This is a genomic window from Frigoribacterium sp. Leaf415 (assembly GCF_001424645.1).
Lineage (GTDB): Bacteria > Actinomycetota > Actinomycetes > Actinomycetales > Microbacteriaceae > Frigoribacterium.
In genome coordinates this window covers 2,216,399-2,236,026 of the sequence record NZ_LMQR01000001.1, presented here as the reverse complement: position 1 = coordinate 2,236,026, position 19,628 = coordinate 2,216,399, and the positions used below count along the sequence as shown (strand labels likewise).

General features: G+C 72.2%; 19 protein-coding genes, 1 tRNA gene and 1 riboswitch. Of the genes, 10 read left to right on the top strand and 10 right to left on the bottom strand.

The genetic code is table 11. The annotated features are described in order from the left end of the window. Window positions 1-134 precede the first annotated feature (134 nt). Entirely contained in the window at window positions 135-680 is a 546-nt protein-coding gene (locus tag ASG28_RS10320; protein WP_055974767.1) for an MOSC domain-containing protein, read from the top strand. Window positions 681-728: 48 nt separating this feature from the next. On the opposite strand, the gene ASG28_RS10315 is transcribed toward ASG28_RS10320, so the two are convergent. Then, the gene (locus ASG28_RS10315) at window positions 729-1,118 is read right to left on the bottom strand and encodes a DUF2256 and DUF3253 domain-containing protein (RefSeq protein WP_055974764.1); all 390 of its coding nucleotides are present in this window, start codon (window positions 1,116-1,118) and stop codon (window positions 729-731) included. A gap of 118 nt (window positions 1,119-1,236) precedes the next feature. On the opposite strand from ASG28_RS10315, the gene ASG28_RS10310 reads away from it, so the two are divergent. Continuing rightward, window positions 1,237-1,947: a DUF805 domain-containing protein gene (locus tag ASG28_RS10310; RefSeq protein ID WP_055974761.1), complete on the top strand. Its 711-nt coding sequence runs from the start codon at window positions 1,237-1,239 to the stop codon at window positions 1,945-1,947. Between the two features lie 200 nt (window positions 1,948-2,147). Next, window positions 2,148-3,446, top strand: coding sequence for an MFS transporter (locus ASG28_RS10305; RefSeq protein ID WP_055974759.1), 1,299 nt, complete (start codon window positions 2,148-2,150; stop codon window positions 3,444-3,446). A 283-nt stretch (window positions 3,447-3,729) separates the two neighbouring features. Here ASG28_RS10305 and ASG28_RS17010 read toward each other — a convergent pair whose 3' ends face one another. Beyond that, window positions 3,730-3,855 (bottom strand): hypothetical protein, encoded by a 126-nt coding sequence (locus ASG28_RS17010; protein WP_255351264.1) that lies wholly within the window; start codon window positions 3,853-3,855, stop codon window positions 3,730-3,732. 113 nt (window positions 3,856-3,968) lie between these two features. Further along, complete coding sequence (locus tag ASG28_RS10300) at window positions 3,969-4,448, bottom strand: Asp23/Gls24 family envelope stress response protein (protein WP_055974755.1); 480 nt, start codon at window positions 4,446-4,448, stop codon at window positions 3,969-3,971. Window positions 4,449-4,613: 165 nt separating this feature from the next. Between ASG28_RS10300 and ASG28_RS10295 the strand changes: the two genes are divergently transcribed. Then, window positions 4,614-6,182, top strand: coding sequence for a cryptochrome/photolyase family protein (locus ASG28_RS10295; RefSeq protein WP_055974752.1), 1,569 nt, complete (start codon window positions 4,614-4,616; stop codon window positions 6,180-6,182). Window positions 6,183-6,437: 255 nt separating this feature from the next. Next, window positions 6,438-7,058 carry a hypothetical protein gene (locus ASG28_RS10290; protein WP_055974749.1) on the top strand — a complete coding sequence of 207 codons (621 nt, stop codon included), beginning with the start codon at window positions 6,438-6,440 and terminating at the stop codon, window positions 7,056-7,058. A 269-nt stretch (window positions 7,059-7,327) separates the two neighbouring features. On the opposite strand, the gene ASG28_RS10285 is transcribed toward ASG28_RS10290, so the two are convergent. Both ASG28_RS10285 and ASG28_RS10280 read right to left on the bottom strand, forming a co-directional pair. Then, window positions 7,328-8,497 carry an SGNH/GDSL hydrolase family protein gene (locus tag ASG28_RS10285; RefSeq protein WP_055974745.1) on the bottom strand — a complete coding sequence of 390 codons (1,170 nt, stop codon included), beginning with the start codon at window positions 8,495-8,497 and terminating at the stop codon, window positions 7,328-7,330. 58 nt (window positions 8,498-8,555) lie between these two features. Further along, a complete protein-coding gene (locus ASG28_RS10280; protein WP_055974743.1) occupies window positions 8,556-10,247 on the bottom strand; it encodes an ABC-F family ATP-binding cassette domain-containing protein in 1,692 nt (563 codons plus the stop codon). 79 nt (window positions 10,248-10,326) lie between these two features. Between ASG28_RS10280 and ASG28_RS10275 the strand changes: the two genes are divergently transcribed. Then, on the top strand, window positions 10,327-10,512 hold the full coding sequence (locus ASG28_RS10275) for a PspC domain-containing protein (protein WP_054147120.1): 186 nt from the start codon (window positions 10,327-10,329) through the stop codon (window positions 10,510-10,512). 52 nt (window positions 10,513-10,564) lie between these two features. Here the strand turns inward: ASG28_RS10275 and ASG28_RS10270 are convergent, their stop codons facing one another. Both ASG28_RS10270 and clpS read right to left on the bottom strand, forming a co-directional pair. Then, window positions 10,565-11,041, bottom strand: a complete 477-nt coding sequence (locus ASG28_RS10270) for a DUF2017 domain-containing protein (RefSeq protein ID WP_055974740.1) — start codon at window positions 11,039-11,041, stop codon at window positions 10,565-10,567. Beyond that, window positions 11,038-11,343, bottom strand: coding sequence for an ATP-dependent Clp protease adapter ClpS (gene clpS / locus ASG28_RS10265; protein WP_082454561.1), 306 nt, complete (start codon window positions 11,341-11,343; stop codon window positions 11,038-11,040). Before clpS ends, ASG28_RS10270 begins: the two co-directional genes overlap by 4 nt. 60 nt (window positions 11,344-11,403) lie before the next feature. Beyond that, a riboswitch (ZMP/ZTP riboswitch) is annotated at window positions 11,404-11,487 on the top strand. A 44-nt stretch (window positions 11,488-11,531) separates the two neighbouring features. Between clpS and glyA the strand changes: the two genes are divergently transcribed. Together glyA and ASG28_RS10255 are read left to right on the top strand one after the other, a co-directional pair. Then, a complete protein-coding gene (glyA, locus tag ASG28_RS10260; RefSeq protein WP_082454762.1) occupies window positions 11,532-12,848 on the top strand; it encodes a serine hydroxymethyltransferase in 1,317 nt (438 codons plus the stop codon). Window positions 12,849-12,958: 110 nt separating this feature from the next. After that, window positions 12,959-13,828 carry a bifunctional methylenetetrahydrofolate dehydrogenase/methenyltetrahydrofolate cyclohydrolase gene (locus ASG28_RS10255; RefSeq protein WP_055977457.1) on the top strand — a complete coding sequence of 290 codons (870 nt, stop codon included), beginning with the start codon at window positions 12,959-12,961 and terminating at the stop codon, window positions 13,826-13,828. Window positions 13,829-14,759: 931 nt separating this feature from the next. Here the strand turns inward: ASG28_RS10255 and galK are convergent. Further along, on the bottom strand, window positions 14,760-15,965 hold the full coding sequence (gene galK / locus ASG28_RS10250; protein WP_055974736.1) for a galactokinase: 1,206 nt from the start codon (window positions 15,963-15,965) through the stop codon (window positions 14,760-14,762). Continuing rightward, the gene (gene galT / locus ASG28_RS10245) at window positions 15,962-17,065 is read right to left on the bottom strand and encodes a galactose-1-phosphate uridylyltransferase (RefSeq protein WP_054146884.1); all 1,104 of its coding nucleotides are present in this window, start codon (window positions 17,063-17,065) and stop codon (window positions 15,962-15,964) included. The genes galK and galT overlap by 4 nt, the downstream gene beginning before the upstream one ends. 79 nt (window positions 17,066-17,144) lie before the next feature. Here galT and ASG28_RS10240 point away from each other — a divergent pair, with 79 nt between their 5' ends. Beyond that, entirely contained in the window at window positions 17,145-18,005 is an 861-nt protein-coding gene (locus tag ASG28_RS10240) for a DeoR/GlpR family DNA-binding transcription regulator (protein ID WP_235477758.1), read from the top strand. Between the two features lie 72 nt (window positions 18,006-18,077). Next, a complete protein-coding gene (locus tag ASG28_RS10235; protein WP_055974732.1) occupies window positions 18,078-19,019 on the top strand; it encodes an aldose 1-epimerase family protein in 942 nt (313 codons plus the stop codon). A gap of 456 nt (window positions 19,020-19,475) precedes the next feature. Here ASG28_RS10235 and ASG28_RS10230 read toward each other — a convergent pair. Continuing rightward, window positions 19,476-19,548, bottom strand: a tRNA-Lys gene (locus ASG28_RS10230). Window positions 19,549-19,628 lie beyond the last annotated feature (80 nt).

Sequence of the window (19,628 nt, the reverse complement as noted above, 5' to 3'; positions counted from 1 at the left end):
CCGACTGAACATCGCACCGCCTACTTCGGCGGTGCGATGTTCATTCGGCGGTGCGACCCCGCCCGGCCCAGCTCCCGACCCCGACCCCGCCCGCACCCTCGACCCCGGCACCCGACGCGGGCAGACTGGGCGACATGACCCGCGCCTCCGTCCTCTCGGTCAACGTCGACGACGCCCACCGGTTCAGCAAGCCGCCCGTCGAGCGGGTCACCCTGCTCGTCGGGCTCGGCGTCGAGGGCGACGCGCACCTCGGGCGCACGGTGCAGCACCGCTCCCGCGTGGCCCGTGACCCGAACCAGCCCAACCTGCGGCAGGTGCACCTGATGCACGCCGAGCTCTTCGCCGAGTTGGCCGCCCTCGGCTACGACGTCGGGCCCGGCGACCTCGGCGAGAACGTCACCACCCACGGGGTCGACCTGCTCGCCCTGCCCGTCGGCACCGTGGTCTCCCTCGGTCAGGAGGCGCGGGTCGAGATCACCGGACTCCGCAACCCGTGCCTGCAGATCGACCGCTTCGAGTCGGGCCTGCTGAAGGCCGTGGTCGGACGCGACGAGGCCGGCGAGCTCGTCCGCAAGGCGGGAGTCATGGGTGTGGTGCTCGCCGGGGGAGAGTTGCGCCCCGGAGACCCCGTCGGCGTCGACCTGCCCGTCGAGCCCTGGTCGGCGTTGCAGCCCGTCTGATCCCCGTCGCTCGCCCCGCGCGTCCCGCTCGCGGCGTCGCCGCCCGGCTCACGACCGGTGCCGGCGGATGCGGATCGGACCCTTCGCCGTCGACGGATCGACCACCGACCCGCCCTGCGTGATGTCGACCTCGCCCGCGGCCACCAGGCGTCGAGCCGCGCGCCGCACGGGCTCCATGAGGCCGCGCCAGGCGTCCTCGTCGTCGGGGTGCATCGACCGCGCGACGTCCGACGGGCAGATCGTCGAGGTGGCCGCCCGGGCCGCCAGCAGGTCGCGGATGCGCTGCTCGAGCTCCCGGTCCTGCGCCGTCACCTTGCGCTTGCGGCACGCGTCGCTGCAGTACGCGACCTCGTCCCAGTTCGACGCCCACTTCTTGCGCCACTCGATGGTGCGTCCGCACGATCGGCAGGTCTTCGGGTCGGGGGTCGCGGCGCTCATGGTGACAGTCAACGCGGGAGGCGCGGTGTGCGTTCCCGGGGACGCTCGGTTCCCGTCCGCACGATCTCGGCCGCCAGGGGGATGGAGGCGCGGGCCCGGTCCGCGTAGCGTCGTACGGATGAGCGGGGTCACGGCGGCAGGCACGACGAGAGGTTCGTGGTTCGAGGTCGACCGGCTGCCGCTGCCCGGGGCCACGCCGATGCAGGCGGTGCGCCGGTTCGTGGGCAACGCCTACGTGGTGCACGCCCGGGCGGGCCGCGCCGAGTTCTGGTGGATCTGGCTCTTGCAGACCGTGCTCGGGCTCGTGGTCAACCTCGGCGTCGGGTCGCTCGTGCGCGGCGCGAGTGTGGTCTCGTGGTCGATCGGCGCCTACGGCTCGTCGCTGTTCGCGCCCTGGCCGGTCGTCGACCTCGGTCGCCCGGCCGGTGCGGGTCCGGGCACCAGCCTGGGCCAGGGTGCGTCCCTCCAGGTCGGGGAGTTCTCGATCGGACCGTTCGGGCCCGCCGGCCCGGCCTGGGGCGGCATGACCTGGGTCGCCCTGGTCTGGGGTCTGTGGTGCCTGATGACCTTCGTGCCCATGGCGACGTTGACCATCCGGCGCCTGCACGGTGCCCGGGCCTGGGGGTGGGGCTGGTTCTGGCTCGGGGCGTTGATCCCGTTCCTCCAGATCGTCGTCGTGTTCATGCTCGCCCGCGAGACACAGCCGCCGAGCGCCCGCTTCCTCGAGCGCGAGCGCGAGCGCGACCGCGACCGCGCCGACAACGTCGATGCCCGCGACGACGGGACGCCCCCGCCCCCGCCCCTGGCCAGGCCGGACGGCAACGGGTAGACTCGACCTCGGTCGGGCGGTACTCCCGGCCCCGGGCGTGCACGACAGCGCGCAGTCGGGATCACCATCCTCCCCGAGTCACCCACGGTCACCAGCGGCACGAGTCGCGAGGGCCGTGCCGCCGACAGATCGTCACGATCAGCCGGCCCGTGGCCGCCATCGGGTCGAGAGAACGGCGCCCGCCGACCACCCCAGGTTCCATGACACTCGCACCCCCGCGCCCCACCGCGCCCTCGTCCACCCCGTCCGCCCGCTTCCCGTGGGCCGGCCTGATCGCCATCGCCGTCGCCACGTTCCTCTCGATCTCGGGCGAGATGCTGCCGACCGGCCTGCTGCCCGAGATGAGCGCCGACCTCGGCGTCACCGAGTCGAGCATCGGCCTGCTCGTCAGCGTCTTCGCCTTCACGGTCGTCCTCACCAGCACCGGACTGACCCACCTCACCCGGCGCCTGCCCCGGCACCTCATCGTCGTCGGTCTGATCGTCGTCCTCGCGATCAGCGCGGGCCTGACCGCCATCGCGCCCACCTACGAGCTCGTGCTCGCGAGCCGCGTGCTCGGCGGTCTCGCCCACGGCATGTTCTGGGCGATCGGTGGTGCCTACGCCGGTCACCTCGTGCCGCGGGCCCAGGTCGGCCGGGCGCTCGCCGTCGCGATGAGCGGCGGCACCCTCGCGTTCGTGCTGGGCGTCCCGCTCGGCACGGCGCTCGGTCAGGCCCTCGGCTGGCGTGAGGCGTTCGGCATCCTCGCCGGGCTCATGGCGCTCGGGGCGGTCTTCGTGTACAGGTTCCTGCCGCCGGTCGGTCGGGGCACGGCGCACGAGTCGACGCCGGAGCCGGTGACCGACGCGATCCCGACGCTGGTCGACGGCACCGCGCCTCCTACGGGTGCTGCCGTCCGTCGTCGTCGCGCGCTGCCGAAGCCGAGCGTGCTCGGTGTCGTGCTGAGCTGCGTCATCACGGCGGTCTTCATGATCGGGCACTACTCGTTCTTCACCTACATCACGCCGTACCTCGTGCGGTCGACCGGCGTGCCCGAGCAGGGCCTCGCCGGGTGGCTCTTCGCGTTCGGCGTCGCCGGGGCCGTCGGGCTCGGCATGGTCGGCTGGTTCCTCGGGGCGCGGCCGCGGGTGAGCATCCCCATCGGGGTGGCCGTGGTCGGTCTCGCCGTGACCGGCATGCTGCTGTTCGAGGGGATGCTCGTACCGTCGCTCGTGGCCTTCGTGCTGTGGGGCGTGACGTTCGGGGCGCTGCCGCCGCTGTTCCAGACGCGCATGCTGCAGGTCGCCCCCGAGCGGATGCGCGACCTGGCGAGCGCGTTCTACACGACCGGCTTCAATGCCGGCATCGGTGGAGGTGCGCTGATCGGCGCGCTCGTGCTCGACGGGTCCGGGCTCGACTCGCTGCCCGTGCTCTACATCGTGGTGGCCGCGGTGGTGCTGGTCGCGGTGCTCGCGAGCGACCGTCTGCTCGCGCGCCGCTCGGTCCGCCGCGTCGCCTGATCCGCGCGCCGCTCGGGTCGCCGCCTCGCCTGAGCCGCGCGCCGCTCGGGTCGCCGGCCCCGCCGTTCGCCGTCAACACCGCAGGACGCCAGCACTTTCCCTGATCCGGTAGGTACCGGATCGTCGGTGCCCTGATCCGGTACCTACCGGATCAAGGCGAGAGAGATGCCGCCCCCCGGGCCCGGGCCCGAACCCGGACCCCGGGGACGACGAAAGACGCAGGAGGCGCGACTCGCGTGAGTCGCGCCTCCTGCGTCCGAAGCGGTGCGGGGCGTGCTGTGGGTCAGCGGCGCCGACCGGGCTGCTGGTAGCCGCCGCCCTGGCCGTTGCCGCCGCCGCGCTTGTTCATGATCTTCTTGATGACGAAGCCCACGATGAGCGGGGCGAAGCGTCGGAGCAGTGATGCCATGGGGTGCCTCCTGGGGCGATGGTGCACGGGTCGTGCGGTCGAGCCGGTCGGCTCGGTGGGTGCGGCCCGCGATGGTGCGGGAGACGGTCGTGTCGGGACGACCGCCGCAGCTACTACTGAACCCGCTGCGCGTCGGCTTTGTCGCCCTTGTCGTCGTCGTCCTGGCCGGCGATGAAGATGTCGCTGACCTCGATGTTGATCTCGACGACCTCGAGCCCGACGAGCTGCGTGATGGCGTCGGCGACGGCCCGGCGGACGTCGTCCGCGACCTTCTGCACCGACAGGGGGTAGTCGACGACGATGCTGAGGTCCGCCGCGGCCTGGGTCTCGCCGACATCGACCTTGATGCCCTGGCCGTGGTCCTGCTGACCGACGGCGTTGCGCAGCGCACCCACGGCACGCGAGGCCCCGCCACCGATCGAGTGGACGCCGGGCACCTGGCGGGCGGCGATGCCCGCGACCTTGGCGACGACGCCGTCGGCGATCTGCGTGGTGCCCGCGGCGTCGGACGACACGGTCGACGCACCGTCGACACGGGCGACGCCGTCGACGCGCGAGGTGGTGGCAGGGGTGGGAGTGGCGGTGTTCGACATCTCGGGTCCTCTTTCGGCTGGGGGAGTCGTGCGGATGGTCGTGCGGTGGTCGTCGTGCGAGCGGGCCGTGACCCGGGCTGCACGTCAATGAGACGCCGTGCCCGTCCCGTTCGTCACGGTGAACATGCTGGCAACCCGCTGAGTGCCCGCGTCTACTGTCGGGGCATGCAGCGCACCCGGTGGATCTTCCTCGACCAGCTCGGCCCGCACTTCGACGACGGCGACCCGATGCTGCTGATCGAGAGCCGTTCGTCGTGGCAGGGTCGCACCCTGCACCGCGCCAAGCTGCAGCTGATCCTGTCGGCGATCCGGCACCGGGCGGCCGAACTGGGCGACCGCGTCGAGTTCCGGCAGGTCGAGCACTACTCCGAGGCACTCGAGGGGCGGGACGACCTGCAGGTGATCGATCCCACGTCGTACCGGGCCCGCCGCCTCGTGCGGTCGGTCGGCGCCGAGGTGCTGCCGAGTCGCGGCTTCGTCTCGAGCGAGGCCGAGTTCGCCGAGTGGGCCGCCGGTCGCCAGGGCGGTCGCGGCTCGGGCCGGTCCGGAGGCGCCACGGCGGACGCCGACGACGCCCGTCGAGGAGGCGCGGGTCGACCCACCGGCGCGTCCGGCGGTCGACCGGCACCGCGCCTCCTGATGGAGGACTGGTACCGGGCCGTGCGCCAGCGCACCGGCCTGCTGATGGAGGGCCCCCAGCCCGTCGGAGGCCAGTGGAACTACGACCACGACAACCGCGAGAAGCCACCGAAGGGTGCCGCCACGCTCGGCCTGCCGCCGCAGGAGTGGCCCGAAGAGGACGACATCGACGCCGAGGTGCGGGCCGACCTCGAGCGCTGGGAGCGCGAGGGGGTCGTCCGGCTCGTCGGCGACGACGCGCCTCGACGGTTCGCCGCGACCCGGGCCGAGGCGACGGCCGCACTCACGGACTTCGTCGAGGTGCGGCTGCCCGACTTCGGCCCGTTCGAGGACGCCACCCTGTCGGGCGACTGGACGATGGCGCACTCGCTGCTCAGCGCCCCCATGAACCTCGGACTGCTCGACCCGCGCGAGGTCGTCGAGGCCGCCGTCGCGTCGTACCAGGCCGGCGACGCGCCCTTGCGCAGCGTCGAGGGGTTCACCCGGCAGATCGTCGGCTGGCGCGACTGGGTCTGGCACCTCTACTGGCACCTCGGCGAGGACTTCGCGACGACGAGCAACGCGCTCGGGGCGACGCAGCCCCTGCCCGAGGTGTTCGCCGGGCTCGACGTCGAGGCGGTCGAGGCCGAGTGCCTCAGCGACACGCTCGACGGGCTGCGGCGGCACGGCTGGAACCACCACATCCAGCGGCTGATGATCCTCGGCAACTGGGCCCTGCAGCGCGGGGTCGACCCGGCGGCCCTCAACCAGTGGTTCGTCGACATGTACGTCGACGGCACCCCGTGGGTGATGCCCGCCAACGTCGTGGGCATGTCGCAGCACGCCGACGGCGGCATCGTCGCGACCAAGCCGTACGCGTCGGGTGGTGCGTACATCAACCGCATGACCGACCACTGCGGCTCGTGCCGGTTCGACCCGAAGAAGCGGCTCGGCGAGGACGCCTGCCCGGTGACCGCCGGGTACTGGGCGTTCCTCGACCGCGTCGAGCCGGTGCTCGCGGGCAACCCGCGCATGGGCCAGCAGTTCGCCGGGCTGCGCGGGCTCTCCGACCGCGAGGCCGTCGTCGAGCAGGAGCGCACCCGCACGACCTGGTGACGCGCGGCGCGGTGGCGTCGGCGTCGGGGCCGGGCCATCGCCTCCCTTCGCGAGCACCGGTCGGAGTGGAACCACCCATGTGCCGTCGAGCTACGCACATGTGTGGTTCGACGGCACATCGGCGGTGTGGCGGTGGCGGCGCTGGCGGTGATGGCGGCGGCGGTGGCCCCGTCGGGGTCCTCGGAGGTGCCCCTCGTTAGGGTGACGACAGCACCGGGCGCAGCGAGTCCGAGGCAGATCACGAGGGAGTCCCCGATGACCACGACCACGCGCAGAGCGGCCGTGACGGCCACCACCACGGGCGTGCTCGCCCTCGGCCTGCTGCTCGCCGGCTGCACCTCAGGAGGCGCGGGTGGCGGTGACGACGCCGGTTCCGGCGGGTCGTCGGCCGGCTCGAGCGGCTCGGGGTCGACCGCGTCCGGCGAGGGCACCTTCGACGACCTCGCCAGCTGCGACGACGTCGGTTCGGCGCTCGGCGGCGTGGTGGACGGACTCGAGCTGCGCGACGACAGCACGTTCTCGGGCGACCAGGCGAACTGCCAGTGGGCGACCCCGACCACCGAGGCCACCGACGCGGCCGACGTGACGGCGATCGTCGTCCTCGCCCAACGCCAGGAGTTCAGCGCCGACGACATCAGCGCCCAGACCTCGCAGATCGAGGGCACCGAGGGGGTCGAGACCGTCGACGACTCGCGCGTCGGGGCGTTCGGCGGCCAGGCGTTCTCGCAGACGGTGACGCAGCAGGGCATCACGGCGTCGGCCAGCACGATCCTCTCGCCGCACGGCCTGATCGCCGTCACGGCGACGGGTGCGGGCGACGCCGCCCCGCTCAGCACCGACGAGACGCTCGACGCCGCCTACGGCCTCTTCGACTGAGCCGCGCCGGGGCGGGCGTCGTCCTCGTGACGCGCCCGCGCCTCCTCGTCCACCCACTCCTCTGCCGACATGTCGCTCGAGTGGGCAGAAGATGCTCTCCGTCCGGCTGCGAGCGACATCTCCTGCCCACTCGACGTCACGTGCGGGCGAGCGCGGGCGGGCACGGGCGCCGAGTGGGCAGAAGATGCTCTTCGCCGACGTGTGAGCAGCATCTTCTGCCCACTCGGCGCAGCGACGCCCAGCCGAGCCGTGCCGAGCCGTGCCGCGGCTCAGCCGACGCTGAGCTGCTCGAGCACGTAGTCGGCGATGACGCGCTGGCCGGCGTCGTTCGGGTGCACCCCGTCGGCCGAGAGCAACGAGGCGACCCCGTCGGCCGGCAGCGCGTCGGCGAGGTCGATGTAGGCACTGCCGGTCTCGTGGGCGAGTCGCTGCACGACGGCGTCGTACTCGGACGCGTCCCCGGCCAAGCCCTCGGTGAGGTTCGTCCCGGGCACGAACTCGCCCATCAGCATGACCGACGGCGGGTCGTCGAGGCTCTGCAGGCCGTCGATCAGGGTGCGGTAGTCGTCCTCGAACTGGTCCGGCGTGCGGCTGAACGCGTCGTTGGCGCCGAGCGTGATCGTGACGAGGTCGGGTTTCGTCGCGGCGATCGAGTCGAGGTACCCGGGCAGGTCGGCCGTGAAGGTGCGGGCCGTGGCGCCGGAGCGGGACGAGTCGAAGAGCGTGATGCCGCGGTCGCGATCCCCGTCGAAGGCGGTCAGGCCCTCGATGTCGACGGGCGTCTCGGCGTGGATCGTCACGGTGTGGGCCCCCGCGTCGAGCCCGGTCACGGACGAGATGCCGCTGGTGGCCATCGAGTCGCGCGTGTCGACCTCGACCGCGTCGCCGTCGTCGACCGTGTAGCTGAAGGTGCCGCGGCCGCTCGACCACCAGAGGTCGAGGTCGGTGCCCGTGAACGGGTACGTCGTGGTCGCGCCGGCGCCGAGCGTGACCGAGCGGTAGCCGAGGTCGGCGGTGCGGGACGAGGCCGACACCGACCCCTCGCTGCTCGAGGCCCAGCGCGCCCAGGTCGACGCCGGGGGAGCGACGGCGAACGCGGCCGGCCGGTAGCCGACCCCGCCCGGCACGTCGTCGGTCGGGTAGCGCTCGCGCAGGCCGTCGAGGGTCAGGTCGATCCAGCGGGAGTCCACGGTCGAGGCGCCCATGCCCTCGGAGATCGAGTCGCCGACGGCGACCCAGCGGGCGGAGTAGTCGTCACGGTCGTCGAGGGCGGTGGCCCAGTCGGCGAGCTCCGAGGAGGCGCGGGTCGGCAGGGCCGACGAGGTCCCGTCCGCGGAGGCGCCGCCCGTGGGCTCGCTCGGGGTTGTCGGGTTCGCGGTGCAGCCCGTGAGCAGGGCAAGGGCGACGGCGACCGCGACCAGTCGGGTGGTTCGGGTCATGACGACGACGGTAGTCGAGGCCCGGGGGAGTCGTTCACCGGCAGCGTCGTCGGCGGGCTCACGATTCGGTGACGGTGCCGCCCTCGACCCTCCAGTGGCGGTCGAGCCGGACCGTCTCGAGCATGCGCCGGTCGTGGGTGACGAGCAGCAGCGTGCCGTCGTACGACTCGAGGGCCTGCTCGAGCTGCTCGATGGCGGCGAGGTCGAGGTGGTTCGTGGGCTCGTCGAGCACGAGCACGTTGACGCCGCGGGCCTGCAGCAGCGCGAGGCCGGCGCGGGTCCGCTCGCCGGGCGAGAGCTCGTCGACCGGGCGCGAGACGTGGTCCGCTTTCAGCCCGAACTTGGCGAGCAGCGTCCGCACCTCGGCCTGGGGCCAGTCCGGCACGAGCGCCTCGAACGCGTCGGCCAACGGCACGTCACCGGCCAGGAGTGCGCGGGCCTGGTCGATCTCACCGACGGCGATGCTGGCTCCGCGACTCGCGCCTCCTTCGCTCGGGGCCTGGCGGCCGAGCAGGCCGCGCAGCAGGGTCGACTTGCCGGCGCCGTTCGGGCCGGTGATGCCGATGCGGTCGCCGCCGTCCACCTGCAGCGAGACCGGGCCGAGCACGAACTCGCCCGTGGCGGGGTCGCCCTGGCGGAACACGGCGCCGCTCAGGGTCGAGACGACCGAGCTCGACCGGGGGGCCGCGCCGATGGTGAACTCGAGCTGCCACTCCTTCCGGGGTTCGTCGACCTCGTCGAGGCGGGCGATGCGGCTCTCCATCTGGCGGACCTTCTGGGCCTGCTTCTCGCTCGACTCGGCCGACGCCTTGCGGCGGATCTTGTCGTTGTCGGGCGCCTTCTTCATCGCGTTGCGGACGCCCTGGCTCGACCACTCGCGCTGCGTCCGGGCACGACCGACGAGGTCGGCCTTCTTCTCGGCGAACTCGTCGTAGGCCTCGCGGGCGTGACGGCGGGCCGTCTCGCGCTCGTCGAGGTAGGCGTCGTAGCCGCCGCCGAAGACGCGGTTCGACGACTGCGCGAGGTCGAGTTCGAGCACCTTCGTGACGCACCGGGCGAGGAACTCGCGATCGTGGCTGACAAGGACGATGCCGCCGCGCTGCCCCTGCACGAATCGCTCGAGTCGTTCGAGGCCGTCGAGGTCGAGGTCGTTGGTGGGTTCGTCGAGCAGCGCGACGTCGAAGCGGCTGAGCAGCAGGGCGGCGAGGCCGACGCGGGCGGCCTGGCCGCCGCTGAGGCCGGTCATCGGGCTGTCGGGGCCGACGGCTCCGTCGCCGTCACGGTCGAGGCCGAGGTCGGCGAGCACCTGGGGCAGACGGTCGTCGAGGTCGGCGGCGCCGCTGGCGAGCCACCGGTCGAGGGCGGTCGAGTAGGCGTCGGCCGGCTCGAGGCCGTCGGGTCGCGGGGCCGGGTCGGGGTCGCCGAGGGCCGCCGCGGCGGCGTCCATCTCGGCGGTCGCCTGCGTGCTGCCGGTGCGGCGGCCGATGTAGTCGGCGACGGTCTCGCCGGGCACGCGCTCGTGCTCTTGTGGCAGCCAGCCGACGAAGGCGTCGCCGGGGCTGAGGGTGATCGTGCCGGCCTGCGGCTCGTCGACCCCCGCGAGGAGGCGCAGCAACGTCGACTTGCCGGCCCCGTTCACGCCCACCACACCCACGACGTCGCCCGGGGCGACGGTCAGGTCGAGGTCGTCGAAGAGGGTGCGGTGGCCGTGGCCGCCGGCCAGGCCCTTGGCCACGAGTGAAGCGCTCATCCGGCCATTCTCGCGTACCGGGCACCGGCCCGCGCGGCAGCCCTGGCGCCCTCCAGGCGGGGCTGGCATGCTCGGGGGCATGGCCTCCCTCACTCGTCCCCGCCGCGGCAAGATCATCGCCGGAGTCTGCGCCGCCCTCGCGAACCGCTTCGGCATCAGCGCCTTCCTGGTGCGCCTGATCTTCGTGCTGTCGATCATCCTGCCCGGGCCGCAGGTGCTCGTGTACCTCGTGCTCTGGGTCGTGTTCCCGAAGGAGAACCGCTAGGCCCTCGCCACGCCGGGTCGCCGGGTCGCGCGTCGGGACCCAGAGCGCTGGGTCAGCCCTTGGGCAGGGACCGCAGCAGCGCCTCCTGCAGGTAGCCCAGCCAGTCGAAGACGTGGCCCATCGCCTGCAGCTGTCGGTCGTCGCTCACGGGGACGCCCTCGCCCGTGACCCCGAGGCGCTCGCCGAGGGTGAGCCGCAGGTCGTTCAAGGTGCGCAGCCAGGACTGCTGTGCCGCGCGGTCGAGCGTCGTGCCCGGTTCGCCGAGCGCGGCCAGCACGGCTCGGCCGTTCTCGATCTTGCGCCGCGTGAGGTCGTCGGCCGTGAACCGGCGGAACTCGGCCGCCGCCTCGGCGTCGTCGCGGTACGCCGCCGGCAGGAGGCGCGCCAGGGCCGGATCGCCCTCGTCCCCGTTCTCGAGCAGAGACACCAGCTGACCGACCAGGTCGGTGAGCAGCCCCCGCTCGTCGGCGTCGAGCCGCACACGGATCTCGTCGCCGCCCCGCGGGCGGACGAACGGCACGAGCGTCACGCCTCGTCCTGCTTCGCGAGGGTCGCCCACAGGCCGTAGTCGTGCATCGCCTCGACGTGGCGCTCCATCTCTTCCCGGTTGCCCGTGGCAACGACCGCATGGCCCTCGGTGTGCACGCGCATCATGAGGCGCTTCGCCTCGGCCCGGCCGAAGCCGAAGTAGGTCTCGAAGACGTGGGTGACGTAGGTCATCAGGTTGACCGGGTCGTCCCAGACGAGCGTCACCCAGGGGGTGTCGGGCGAGGTCAGGAGGCGCGGGTCGGCCTCCGTTCCCGTGCGGGTGTCGTCGAGGGTGAGGCTCACCCGTCCAGGGTGTCACACGGTCGCCGAGCGGGTTCCCGCCCGGAGGTCGTCTTGTTATGCTGGGCGGGTCGCGACTGGCGTTCAGATGGTCACCATCGGGGAGCGACTGACACACGTGCGTGGCCGTACGCCTGGGCCACGACATCCGACCTCCGTCCGTCCCGTGTGCCAAGGAGTCCTCCGTGACCATCTCCGACCAGACCGCCGCTTCGTCCGCCGGCTCGACCCCCGCGTCGACCGACCGCCAGCCGTCGACCTTCAACCAGCCGCTCTCGGTCGTCGACCCCGAGATCGCCGCCGTCCTCGAGCAAGAGCTCGGGCGCCAGCGCGACTACCTCGAGATGATCGCGTCCGAGAACTTCGTGCCGCGCGCCGTGCTCGAGTCGCAGGGCTCGGTGCTGACGAACAAGTATGCCGAGGGCTACCCGGGTCGCCGCTACTACGGCGGCTGCGAGTTCGTCGACGTCGCCGAGAACCTCGCCATCGAGCGCGCCAAGTCGCTGTTCGGCGCCGACTTCGCCAACGTGCAGCCCCACTCGGGCGCCCAGGCGAACGCCGCCGTGCTCGCGGCGATCGCCGACATCGGCGACACGATCCTCGGCCTCGAGCTGTCGCACGGCGGCCACCTGACCCACGGCATGAAGCTCAACTTCTCGGGCAAGATGTACAAGGCCGTGGCCTACGAGGTCGACCCCGAGACCTACCTGATCGACATGGACGTCGTCCGTCGCCAGGCGATCGAGCACCAGCCCAAGGTCATCATCGCCGGCTGGTCGGCCTACCCCCGTCAGCTCGACTTTGCGGCCTTCCGCGCCATCGCCGACGAGGTGGGCGCCTACCTCTGGGTCGACATGGCGCACTTCGCCGGCCTCGTCGCCGCGGGCCTGCACCCGTCGCCCCTGCCGCACGCGCACGTCGTCTCGTCGACCGTGCACAAGACCCTCGCGGGTCCCCGCTCGGGCGTGATCCTCTCGAACCACGAGCCGCTGTTCAAGAAGCTCAACTCGGCCGTGTTCCCCGGCCAGCAGGGCGGCCCGCTGATGCACGTCATCGCGGCCAAGGCGACGGCGTTCAAGCTCGCCGCCGAGCCCGAGTTCAAGGACCGTCAGGAGCGCACCATCCGCGGTGCCCAGGCCCTGGCCGCCCGCCTGACCGCCGACGACGCCAAGGCCGCCGGGGTGGATGTGCTGACCGGTGGCACCGACGTGCACCTGGTGCTCGTCGACCTGCGCGCCAGCGAGGTCGACGGCAAGCAGGCCGAGAACCTGCTGCACGACGTCGGCATCACGGTGAACCGCAACTCGGTGCCGTGGGACCCTCGCCCGCCGATGGTCACCTCGGGCGTGCGCATCGGCACGTCGGCGCTCGCCACCCGCGGCTTCTCGGACGCCGAGTTCGCCGAGGTCGCCGACATCATCGCGCTCACGCTGATGCCGTCGCCCGACATCGCGGCCCTCGCGGCCCGCGTCAAGGCGCTGACCGACGCGTTCCCGCTCTACGCGTGAGCGCTGACGTCACGGCCGGGGCTCCGGCGGGCGTCGGGGTCGAGGGCTCGTCACACGGCACGGGGGGCGTCGAGCGCACCCGTTTCGTCGCCGGTGACGATTCGTCCGCGGTGAAGCTCGACGGGACGGCTCTGGCCGCCGCCGTCAAGGACGACCTGCGCCTCCGGGTGGACGCCCTCAAGGCCCGCGGCGTCGCGCCAGGGCTCGGCACGATCCTGGTCGGGGCGAACCCCGGCTCGTTGTCCTACGTCGCGGGCAAGCACCGTGACTGCGCCGAGGTCGGCATCGAGTCCATCCGCATCGACCTGCCCGACACGGCGACCGAGGCCGAGATCCGTCAGGCCATCGAGACGATGAACGCCGACCCCGCGGTCACGGCGTTCATCATCCAGCTGCCGCTGCCCGCCGGCATCGACCCCACGGCGATGCTCGAACTGATGGACCCGGCCAAGGACGCCGACGGTCTGCACCCGGTCAACCTCGGCGAGCTCGTGCTGGCGGTGCCGGGTGGCAAGGGCTCGATCGACACGCCCCTGCCGTGCACGCCGCGCGGAATCGTCGAGATGTTGCACGCCTACGACATCCCGATCGCGGGGACGCACGTCACGATCATCGGGCAGGGGCTGACGGTGGGGCGCCCGCTCGGGCTGCTGCTGACCCGCCTCGAGGCGACGGCGACGCTGACGCACTCGCGGACGGTCGACGTGGCCGCCGAGGTACGTCGGGCCGACATCGTCGTGGCCGCCGCCGGCGTCGCCGGGCTCGTCAAGCCGGACTGGGTGAAGCCCGGGGCCGCCGTGATCGACGTCGGCATCACCCGTGTGCTGAACGACGAGACGGGCAAGTACAAGCTGCGCGGGGACGTCGACCCCGCGGTCGCCGCGGTGGCGGGCTTCCAGTCGCCCGTGCCGGGTGGTGTCGGGCCGATGACCCGGGCCATGCTGCTGAAGAACGTGGTCGAGGCCGCCGAGCGCCCCTGACGCCCCGGCCGGCCAGTGTGGTGCCGCTGCACCCGCCACGCCAGAAGATGGGCACAGCGCCAGGTTTTCCCCTGGTGCTGTGCCCATCGCGTGGTGAGGTGGCCCTCCGCGTGGTGCACGGCCCATCGCGTGGTGCTGGGCTCGTCGCGTGGTGCGGCACTCATCGCGTGGTGCTGTGCCCGTCTCGTGGTGCGGTGGCCCTTCGCGTGGTGCTGCGTCGGGATCGTGCCCTCATCCCGCCACGAGGTAAACATGCCGCCAGGCAATCGTGTGGCGGCGTGTTTACCTCGTGGCGGGCTGTGTCGCCGCCGCCGCCCCCACCACACCACAAGATGGTCACAGCGCCAGGTTTTCCCCTGGTGCTGTGCCCATCCCGTGGTGCTGTGCCCATCCCGTGGTGCTGTGCCACGTCTCGTGGTGCGGTGGCCCTCCGCGTGGTGCTGCGTGGGGGTCGTGCCCTCATCCCGCCACGAACTAAACATGCCGCCATGCAATCGTGTGGCGGCGTGTTTACCTCCTGGCGGGGTGTGCCGCCGCCCCCTCCACCACGCCAGATGATGGTCACAGCGCCAGGTTTTCCCCTGGTGCTGTGCCCATCGCGTGGTGCTGTGCCCGTCTCGTGGTGCTGTGCCCGTCTCGGGGTGCTGTGCCCGTCTTGTGGTGCTGTGCCCGTCGCGTGGTTCGGTGGCCCCCCGTGGTGCCGTGTCGGGGTCGTGCCCTCATCCCGCCGCGAAGTGAACACGCCGCCACCTGATGTCGCGGCGGCGTGTTCACCTCGTGACGGGGTGTACCGCTGCTGCACCCACCACGCGAGAAGATGGGCACAGCGCCAGGTTTTCTCCTGGTGCTGTGCCCATCCCGTGGTGCCGTGTCAATCCCGTGGTGCTGTGTTCATCTTCAGGTGCGGTACCCGTCTCGGGGCTGCGCGGCGTCAGGCGTCGCGGCGGGCACCCTCGGCGGCGTGCACGGTGAACACGGTCGGAGCCGTGTGGCCGGCCTCGGCGAAGGCGGCGACGATCGCGGCCTCGACGTCGGCACGGGCCTCGGTGGGGACGAGCGCGATGGCCGCCCCACCGAAACCGCCACCCGTCATGCGGGCGCCGACGGCACCGGTGGCCTGGGCGGTGGCGACGGCGAGGTCGAGCTCGGGCACCGAGATCTCGAAGTCGTCGCGCATCGACACGTGCGAGGCGTCGAGCAGGTGACCGATAGCGCGCGGTCCGTCGGTGCGTAGCGTGCGGACGGTGTCGAGCACACGCTGGTTCTCGGTGACGACGTGGCGGACTCGACGGAAGGTCTCGTCGTCGAGCAGCTCTTCGGCCCGACCGAGGTCGTTGACGTCGAGGTCGCGCAGGGAGTCGACGCCGAGGGTGGCGGCGCCCTTCTCGCACGACGTGCGGCGCTCGACGTAGCCGCCGGTGGCGTGGGCGTGCTCGACGTGGGTGTCGACGACGAGCACCTCGAGGCCGGCGGCGGCGAAGCCGAGGTCGACGACGTCGGCGTCGAGGCTGCGGCAGTCGAGGAACACCCCCGAGTCGGCTTTGCCGAGCAGTGACGCGGACTGGTCCATGATGCCCGTCGGGGCGCCGACGACCTCGTTCTCGGCTAGTTGCCCGACCGCGGCCAGGGCCGAGCGGTTGACGTCGAGCGACCAGAGTTCGGCGAAGGCCACGGCCACCGAGCACTCGAGTGCGGCCGACGACGAGAGCCCGGCGCCGACCGGCACCTCGGACTCGACGAACAGGTCGAGGCCCGGGACGCCCGACAGGTCGATGGTCGAGAGGTCGCCCCCGGCGGCGGCGAACGCGGGGGAGTCGGCCCGGTCGTGCGCGACCGACAAGGCCCAGGCGATGCCGAGGGCGTAGGCCGACCAGCCCGACATCGAGGCCGGGTCGAGGTCGTCGAGAGACACCTCGTGGACGCCACCCTCGAAGGACGACGCCACACGCAGCAGGCGGTCGTCGCGGCGGCCGACCGTCACGGTGGTGCGACGGTCGATGGCGAAAGGCAGCACGAAACCGTCGTTGTAGTCGGTGTGCTCGCCGATGAGGTTCACGCGGCCCGGGGCGGACCACCGCCCGGCGACCTCGGTGTCGAAGACCTCGCTGAAGCCCTGGGGAGTGGTGGTGTCGGTCATGATCGCTCGATCGCCTCTCGGATTCGGTCGGCCTGCACCTCGGGGACGAGGTCGCCCACCCAGGCTCCCATCGCCGCCTCGGAGCCTGCCAGGAACTTCAACTTGCTCTCGGCCCGACGAGGCGAGGTGATCTGCAGCATCAGGCGCACGGTGTCGCGTCCGACGCCGACGGGGGCCTGGTGCCAGGCGGCGATGTAGGGCGTCGGGTCGTCGTACAGGCCGTCGACCCCGCGCAGGAGGCGCCGGTACATGACCGCGAGCTCGTCGCGTTCGTCGTCGGTCAGTGCCGCGAAGTCGGGGGCGTGGCGGTGCGGCAGCAGGTGGATCTCGATCGGCCAGCGCGCGGCGAACGGCACGAAGGCCGTGAAGTGCTCGCCCGCGAGGACGACGCGCGGGCCGGAGCGTTCGCGGTCGAGCAGGTCGGCGAACAGGGTCGGGCCGTAGGTCTCGATGCTGTCGAGCAGTCGCGTCGTGCGCGGTGTGACGTAGGGGTAGGCGTAGATCTGGCCGTGCGGGTGGTGCAGGGTGACGCCGATGGCCTGGCCGCGGTTCTCGAAGGGGAACACCTGCTGGATGCCGGGCAGGGCCGACAGGGCGGCCGTGCGGTCGGCCCAGGCCTCGACCACCGTGCGGGCGCGCGACTCGCTCAGGTCGGCGAACGACCCGTGGGTCTCGGGGCTGAAGCAGACGACCTCGCACCGGCCGACGCTGCGGAGGGTGCGTTCGAGGCCGATCCGCGTCAGGTCGTCGAGGCCCTCGGGAGCGTCGTCGCTCTCGAGCAGCGGCCCGAACGACGGCGAGCGGTTCTCGAACACGGCTACGTCGTAGACGTCGGGGATCTCGGACGGGTTCGTCTCGCTGGCCGGTGCGAGCGGGTCGAGCTCGGCCGGGGGCAGGAACACGCGGTTCTGCCGCGACGCTGCGATCGAGACCCACTCGCCGGTGAGGACGTCCTGTCGCATGGTCGCCGTGTCGGGACGCGGGTCGAGCGTGCGGGCGTCGACGCGTCGCTCGGCCGTGAGCGTGGTGTCGGCGTCGTCGAAGTAGATGAGTTCGCGACCGTCGGACAGGACCGTCGCGCGTTTCGTGATGGACGACATCGCGCCTCCTTCAGTTCGGGGCACTCGCGACCACGACTTGCAGTTGCGAAAGTACGTGAAAGCATACGAAACTAGCCGGGTGAACGGCAACTCGACCCCGCCCCCGCAGCCCGCGCCGCTGCCGGGCGAGCGGCGTCGCGACCGCATCGCCGACCTCGTCGGGCGTCGCGGGTTCGTCCGCACGGCCGAGCTGGCGCGCGAGTTCCGGCTGTCCGAGGTGACGATCCGCACCGATCTCGAGAGCCTCGCGGCGGACGGTCTGCTCTCGCGAGTGCACGGCGGGGCGCTGTCGGTCGACCGGCCGGCCGAGCGCCCGTTCGAAGAAGAGAGCTCGGTGTCGACCGAGGCCAAGAGGGCGATCGGGGTCGAAGCCGCGTCGCTCGTGCGCTCGGGCGACTGCGTCGTGCTCGACGTCGGCACGACGACCACGCAGATCGCGTTGGCCCTGCTCGAACGGCACGACCTCGAGGGGGTCGTGGTCGTGACGAACGGCCTCACCATCGCGCTGGCGCTCGAGCAGGCGGTGCCGCGGTTCACCGTGATCGTGTCCGGCGGCACCTTGCGACCGCTGCAGCACTCGCTGGTCAACCCGCTGGCGACGAGCGTGTTCGCGAGCGTGACGGCCGACCTGGCGTTCATCGGCTGCACCGGCGTCCATGCGACCCACGGCGTGACGAACGTCAACCTGCCCGAGACCGACCTCAAGCGCCTCATGACCCAGACGGCCCGACGGTCGTACATCGTGGCCGACGGCAGCAAGCTCGGCGAGGCCCATCTGGGCGTCATCGGGCCGCTCGAGACCTTCGAGGGGCTCGTCACGGCGGGGGCGGACGACGGTGCCGTCGCCGAGCTGCGTCGAGCGGGCCTCGCCGTCGTGACCGCAGGAGGCGCGGGCGAGGTCGACGCGCCTCCTCGCGACCCGGCCCCCTCGCGTCCCTGAGCCCAGGGGTCCTCACCACGGGGCCGCACGAGATCCCGGACGACACCGACACCCGAGAGCGAGACTGGAACGATGACGACGAGCAACCCGACCGGAGAGCAGTACGACCTCACCCTCGAGCACGACGGGCACCACGTCACGGGTGTCGTCACGCAGGTGGCGGCGGGCATCCGCGCGCTGGCCGTCGACGGTGTCGCCCTGACCGAGACGTTCGGTGCCGACGAGGCCCCGCCCTCGGCCTGCGGCATCACGCTCGTGCCCTGGCCGAACCGCGTCGCCGGCGGCCGGTGGTCGCTCGACGGGCGCGAGCAGCAGCTCGACCTCACCGAGCCGGCCAAGGGAAACGCCAGCCACGGGCTGCTGCGCTACACGGCCTACCGGGTGGTCGAGCGCGAGCCCCACGCCGTGACGCTCGGGGCAACGGTGTTCCCGCAGCACGGGTACCCGTTCCAGCTCGACACGACCGTGCGGCACGAACTCGTCGCGGACGGCATGGTCGTCACGCACACGATCACGAACGTCGGCTCCGACCGGGCCCCGTTCGCCGTCGGGTCGCACCCGTTCTTCCGGGTGGGCGACCACGACCCGGCGACGCTGACCGTCACGCTGGCGGCGGCGACGCGGTACGAGACGGACGAGGCGAGCATCCCGGTCGGCACGTCGCCCGTGGCCGGCACCGAGTTCGACCTGTCGCAGGGCCCGCGCCTGGGCGACCTCGACCTCGACACGGGCTACCGCGACGTCGCGCCCGACGCCGACGGCATCCGCACGACGACGTTCACGGCCCCCGACGGTTCGGCGACCGAGCTCTGGCAAGACGCCTCGTTCGAGTACGTGCAGGTGTTCACGCCCCGCAACTTCCCCCGCGACGGGGTGAAGGGTTTGGCCGTGGCTGCCGAGCCCATGACGGCACCGGCCAACGCGCTGGCCTCGGGCGAGGGTCTGCGCTGGCTCGACCCGGGGGAGTCTTGGACGGGCAGCTGGGGTGTGCGGTATCGAGCGACCGGCGTCTAGCGGCCCTCTCCGTGGTGGACCGGCGAGCGCATTGTCCGGATTGCGCGAAGCTGGGACCGGTCGGCGTACGTCCGCGTACCGTTCACTGCTGTCTCCCCAGGGCCCCCCTGACCCTGACGTACCCCGTAGCGACCCAGACGGCTTGCCCGACACCTGTCGCGGGGAGGCAGAGCGCCCCTCCCGGCCCGAACCGGAGGGGCGCTTTCTCTCGTCCTCGACAGAAAAGCCGACACCTGACGTCTTGAGGGCGTATGTTCTGCGCGTACCAGGTGGGTGGGACCCACCTGAAATCGGGGGACAGGATTCGGGTTCGGTCTCTCGTGGTGGGGCCGCCGCATTCGGGTGCGACGTCGGCCCCGCCTTCCCGGGTCACCGGGTGAGGCCTTTGGAGTCGCGATAATGCGGGCTCGGAGGCCGGACGACGTCGAACATCGCAGGCACTGCGACGGATACAGGTGGGCCCCGTGGGGCTCGAACCCACGACCCGCGGATTAAAAGTCCGATGCTCTACCAACTGAGCTAGAGGCCCGTGCGCGTCCAGTTTACGGGATGCCGCGCCTCGCGCTCGCCAGGCCGACCCGCGCCTCCTCGGTGGAGCCGGCGTCGCCG

What these genes read in the sequence shown, in the direction of transcription:
- ASG28_RS10320 (WP_055974767.1), top strand. Translation starts at nt 135, where the DNA reads ATGACCCGCGCCTCCGTCCTCTCGGTCAACGTCGACGACGCCCACCGG.
- ASG28_RS10315 (WP_055974764.1), bottom strand. Translation starts at nt 1,118, where the DNA reads ATGAGCGCCGCGACCCCCGACCCGAAGACCTGCCGATCGTGCGGACGC.
- ASG28_RS10310 (WP_055974761.1), top strand. Translation starts at nt 1,237, where the DNA reads ATGAGCGGGGTCACGGCGGCAGGCACGACGAGAGGTTCGTGGTTCGAG.
- ASG28_RS10305 (WP_055974759.1), top strand. Translation starts at nt 2,148, where the DNA reads ATGACACTCGCACCCCCGCGCCCCACCGCGCCCTCGTCCACCCCGTCC.
- ASG28_RS17010 (WP_255351264.1), bottom strand. Translation starts at nt 3,855, where the DNA reads ATGGCATCACTGCTCCGACGCTTCGCCCCGCTCATCGTGGGCTTCGTC.
- ASG28_RS10300 (WP_055974755.1), bottom strand. Translation starts at nt 4,448, where the DNA reads ATGTCGAACACCGCCACTCCCACCCCTGCCACCACCTCGCGCGTCGAC.
- ASG28_RS10295 (WP_055974752.1), top strand. Translation starts at nt 4,614, where the DNA reads ATGCAGCGCACCCGGTGGATCTTCCTCGACCAGCTCGGCCCGCACTTC.
- ASG28_RS10290 (WP_055974749.1), top strand. Translation starts at nt 6,438, where the DNA reads ATGACCACGACCACGCGCAGAGCGGCCGTGACGGCCACCACCACGGGC.
- ASG28_RS10285 (WP_055974745.1), bottom strand. Translation starts at nt 8,497, where the DNA reads ATGACCCGAACCACCCGACTGGTCGCGGTCGCCGTCGCCCTTGCCCTG.
- ASG28_RS10280 (WP_055974743.1), bottom strand. Translation starts at nt 10,247, where the DNA reads ATGAGCGCTTCACTCGTGGCCAAGGGCCTGGCCGGCGGCCACGGCCAC.
- ASG28_RS10275 (WP_054147120.1), top strand. Translation starts at nt 10,327, where the DNA reads ATGGCCTCCCTCACTCGTCCCCGCCGCGGCAAGATCATCGCCGGAGTC.
- galK (WP_055974736.1), bottom strand. Translation starts at nt 15,965, where the DNA reads ATGACCGACACCACCACTCCCCAGGGCTTCAGCGAGGTCTTCGACACC.
- galT (WP_054146884.1), bottom strand. Translation starts at nt 17,065, where the DNA reads ATGTCGTCCATCACGAAACGCGCGACGGTCCTGTCCGACGGTCGCGAA.
- ASG28_RS10235 (WP_055974732.1), top strand. Translation starts at nt 18,078, where the DNA reads ATGACGACGAGCAACCCGACCGGAGAGCAGTACGACCTCACCCTCGAG.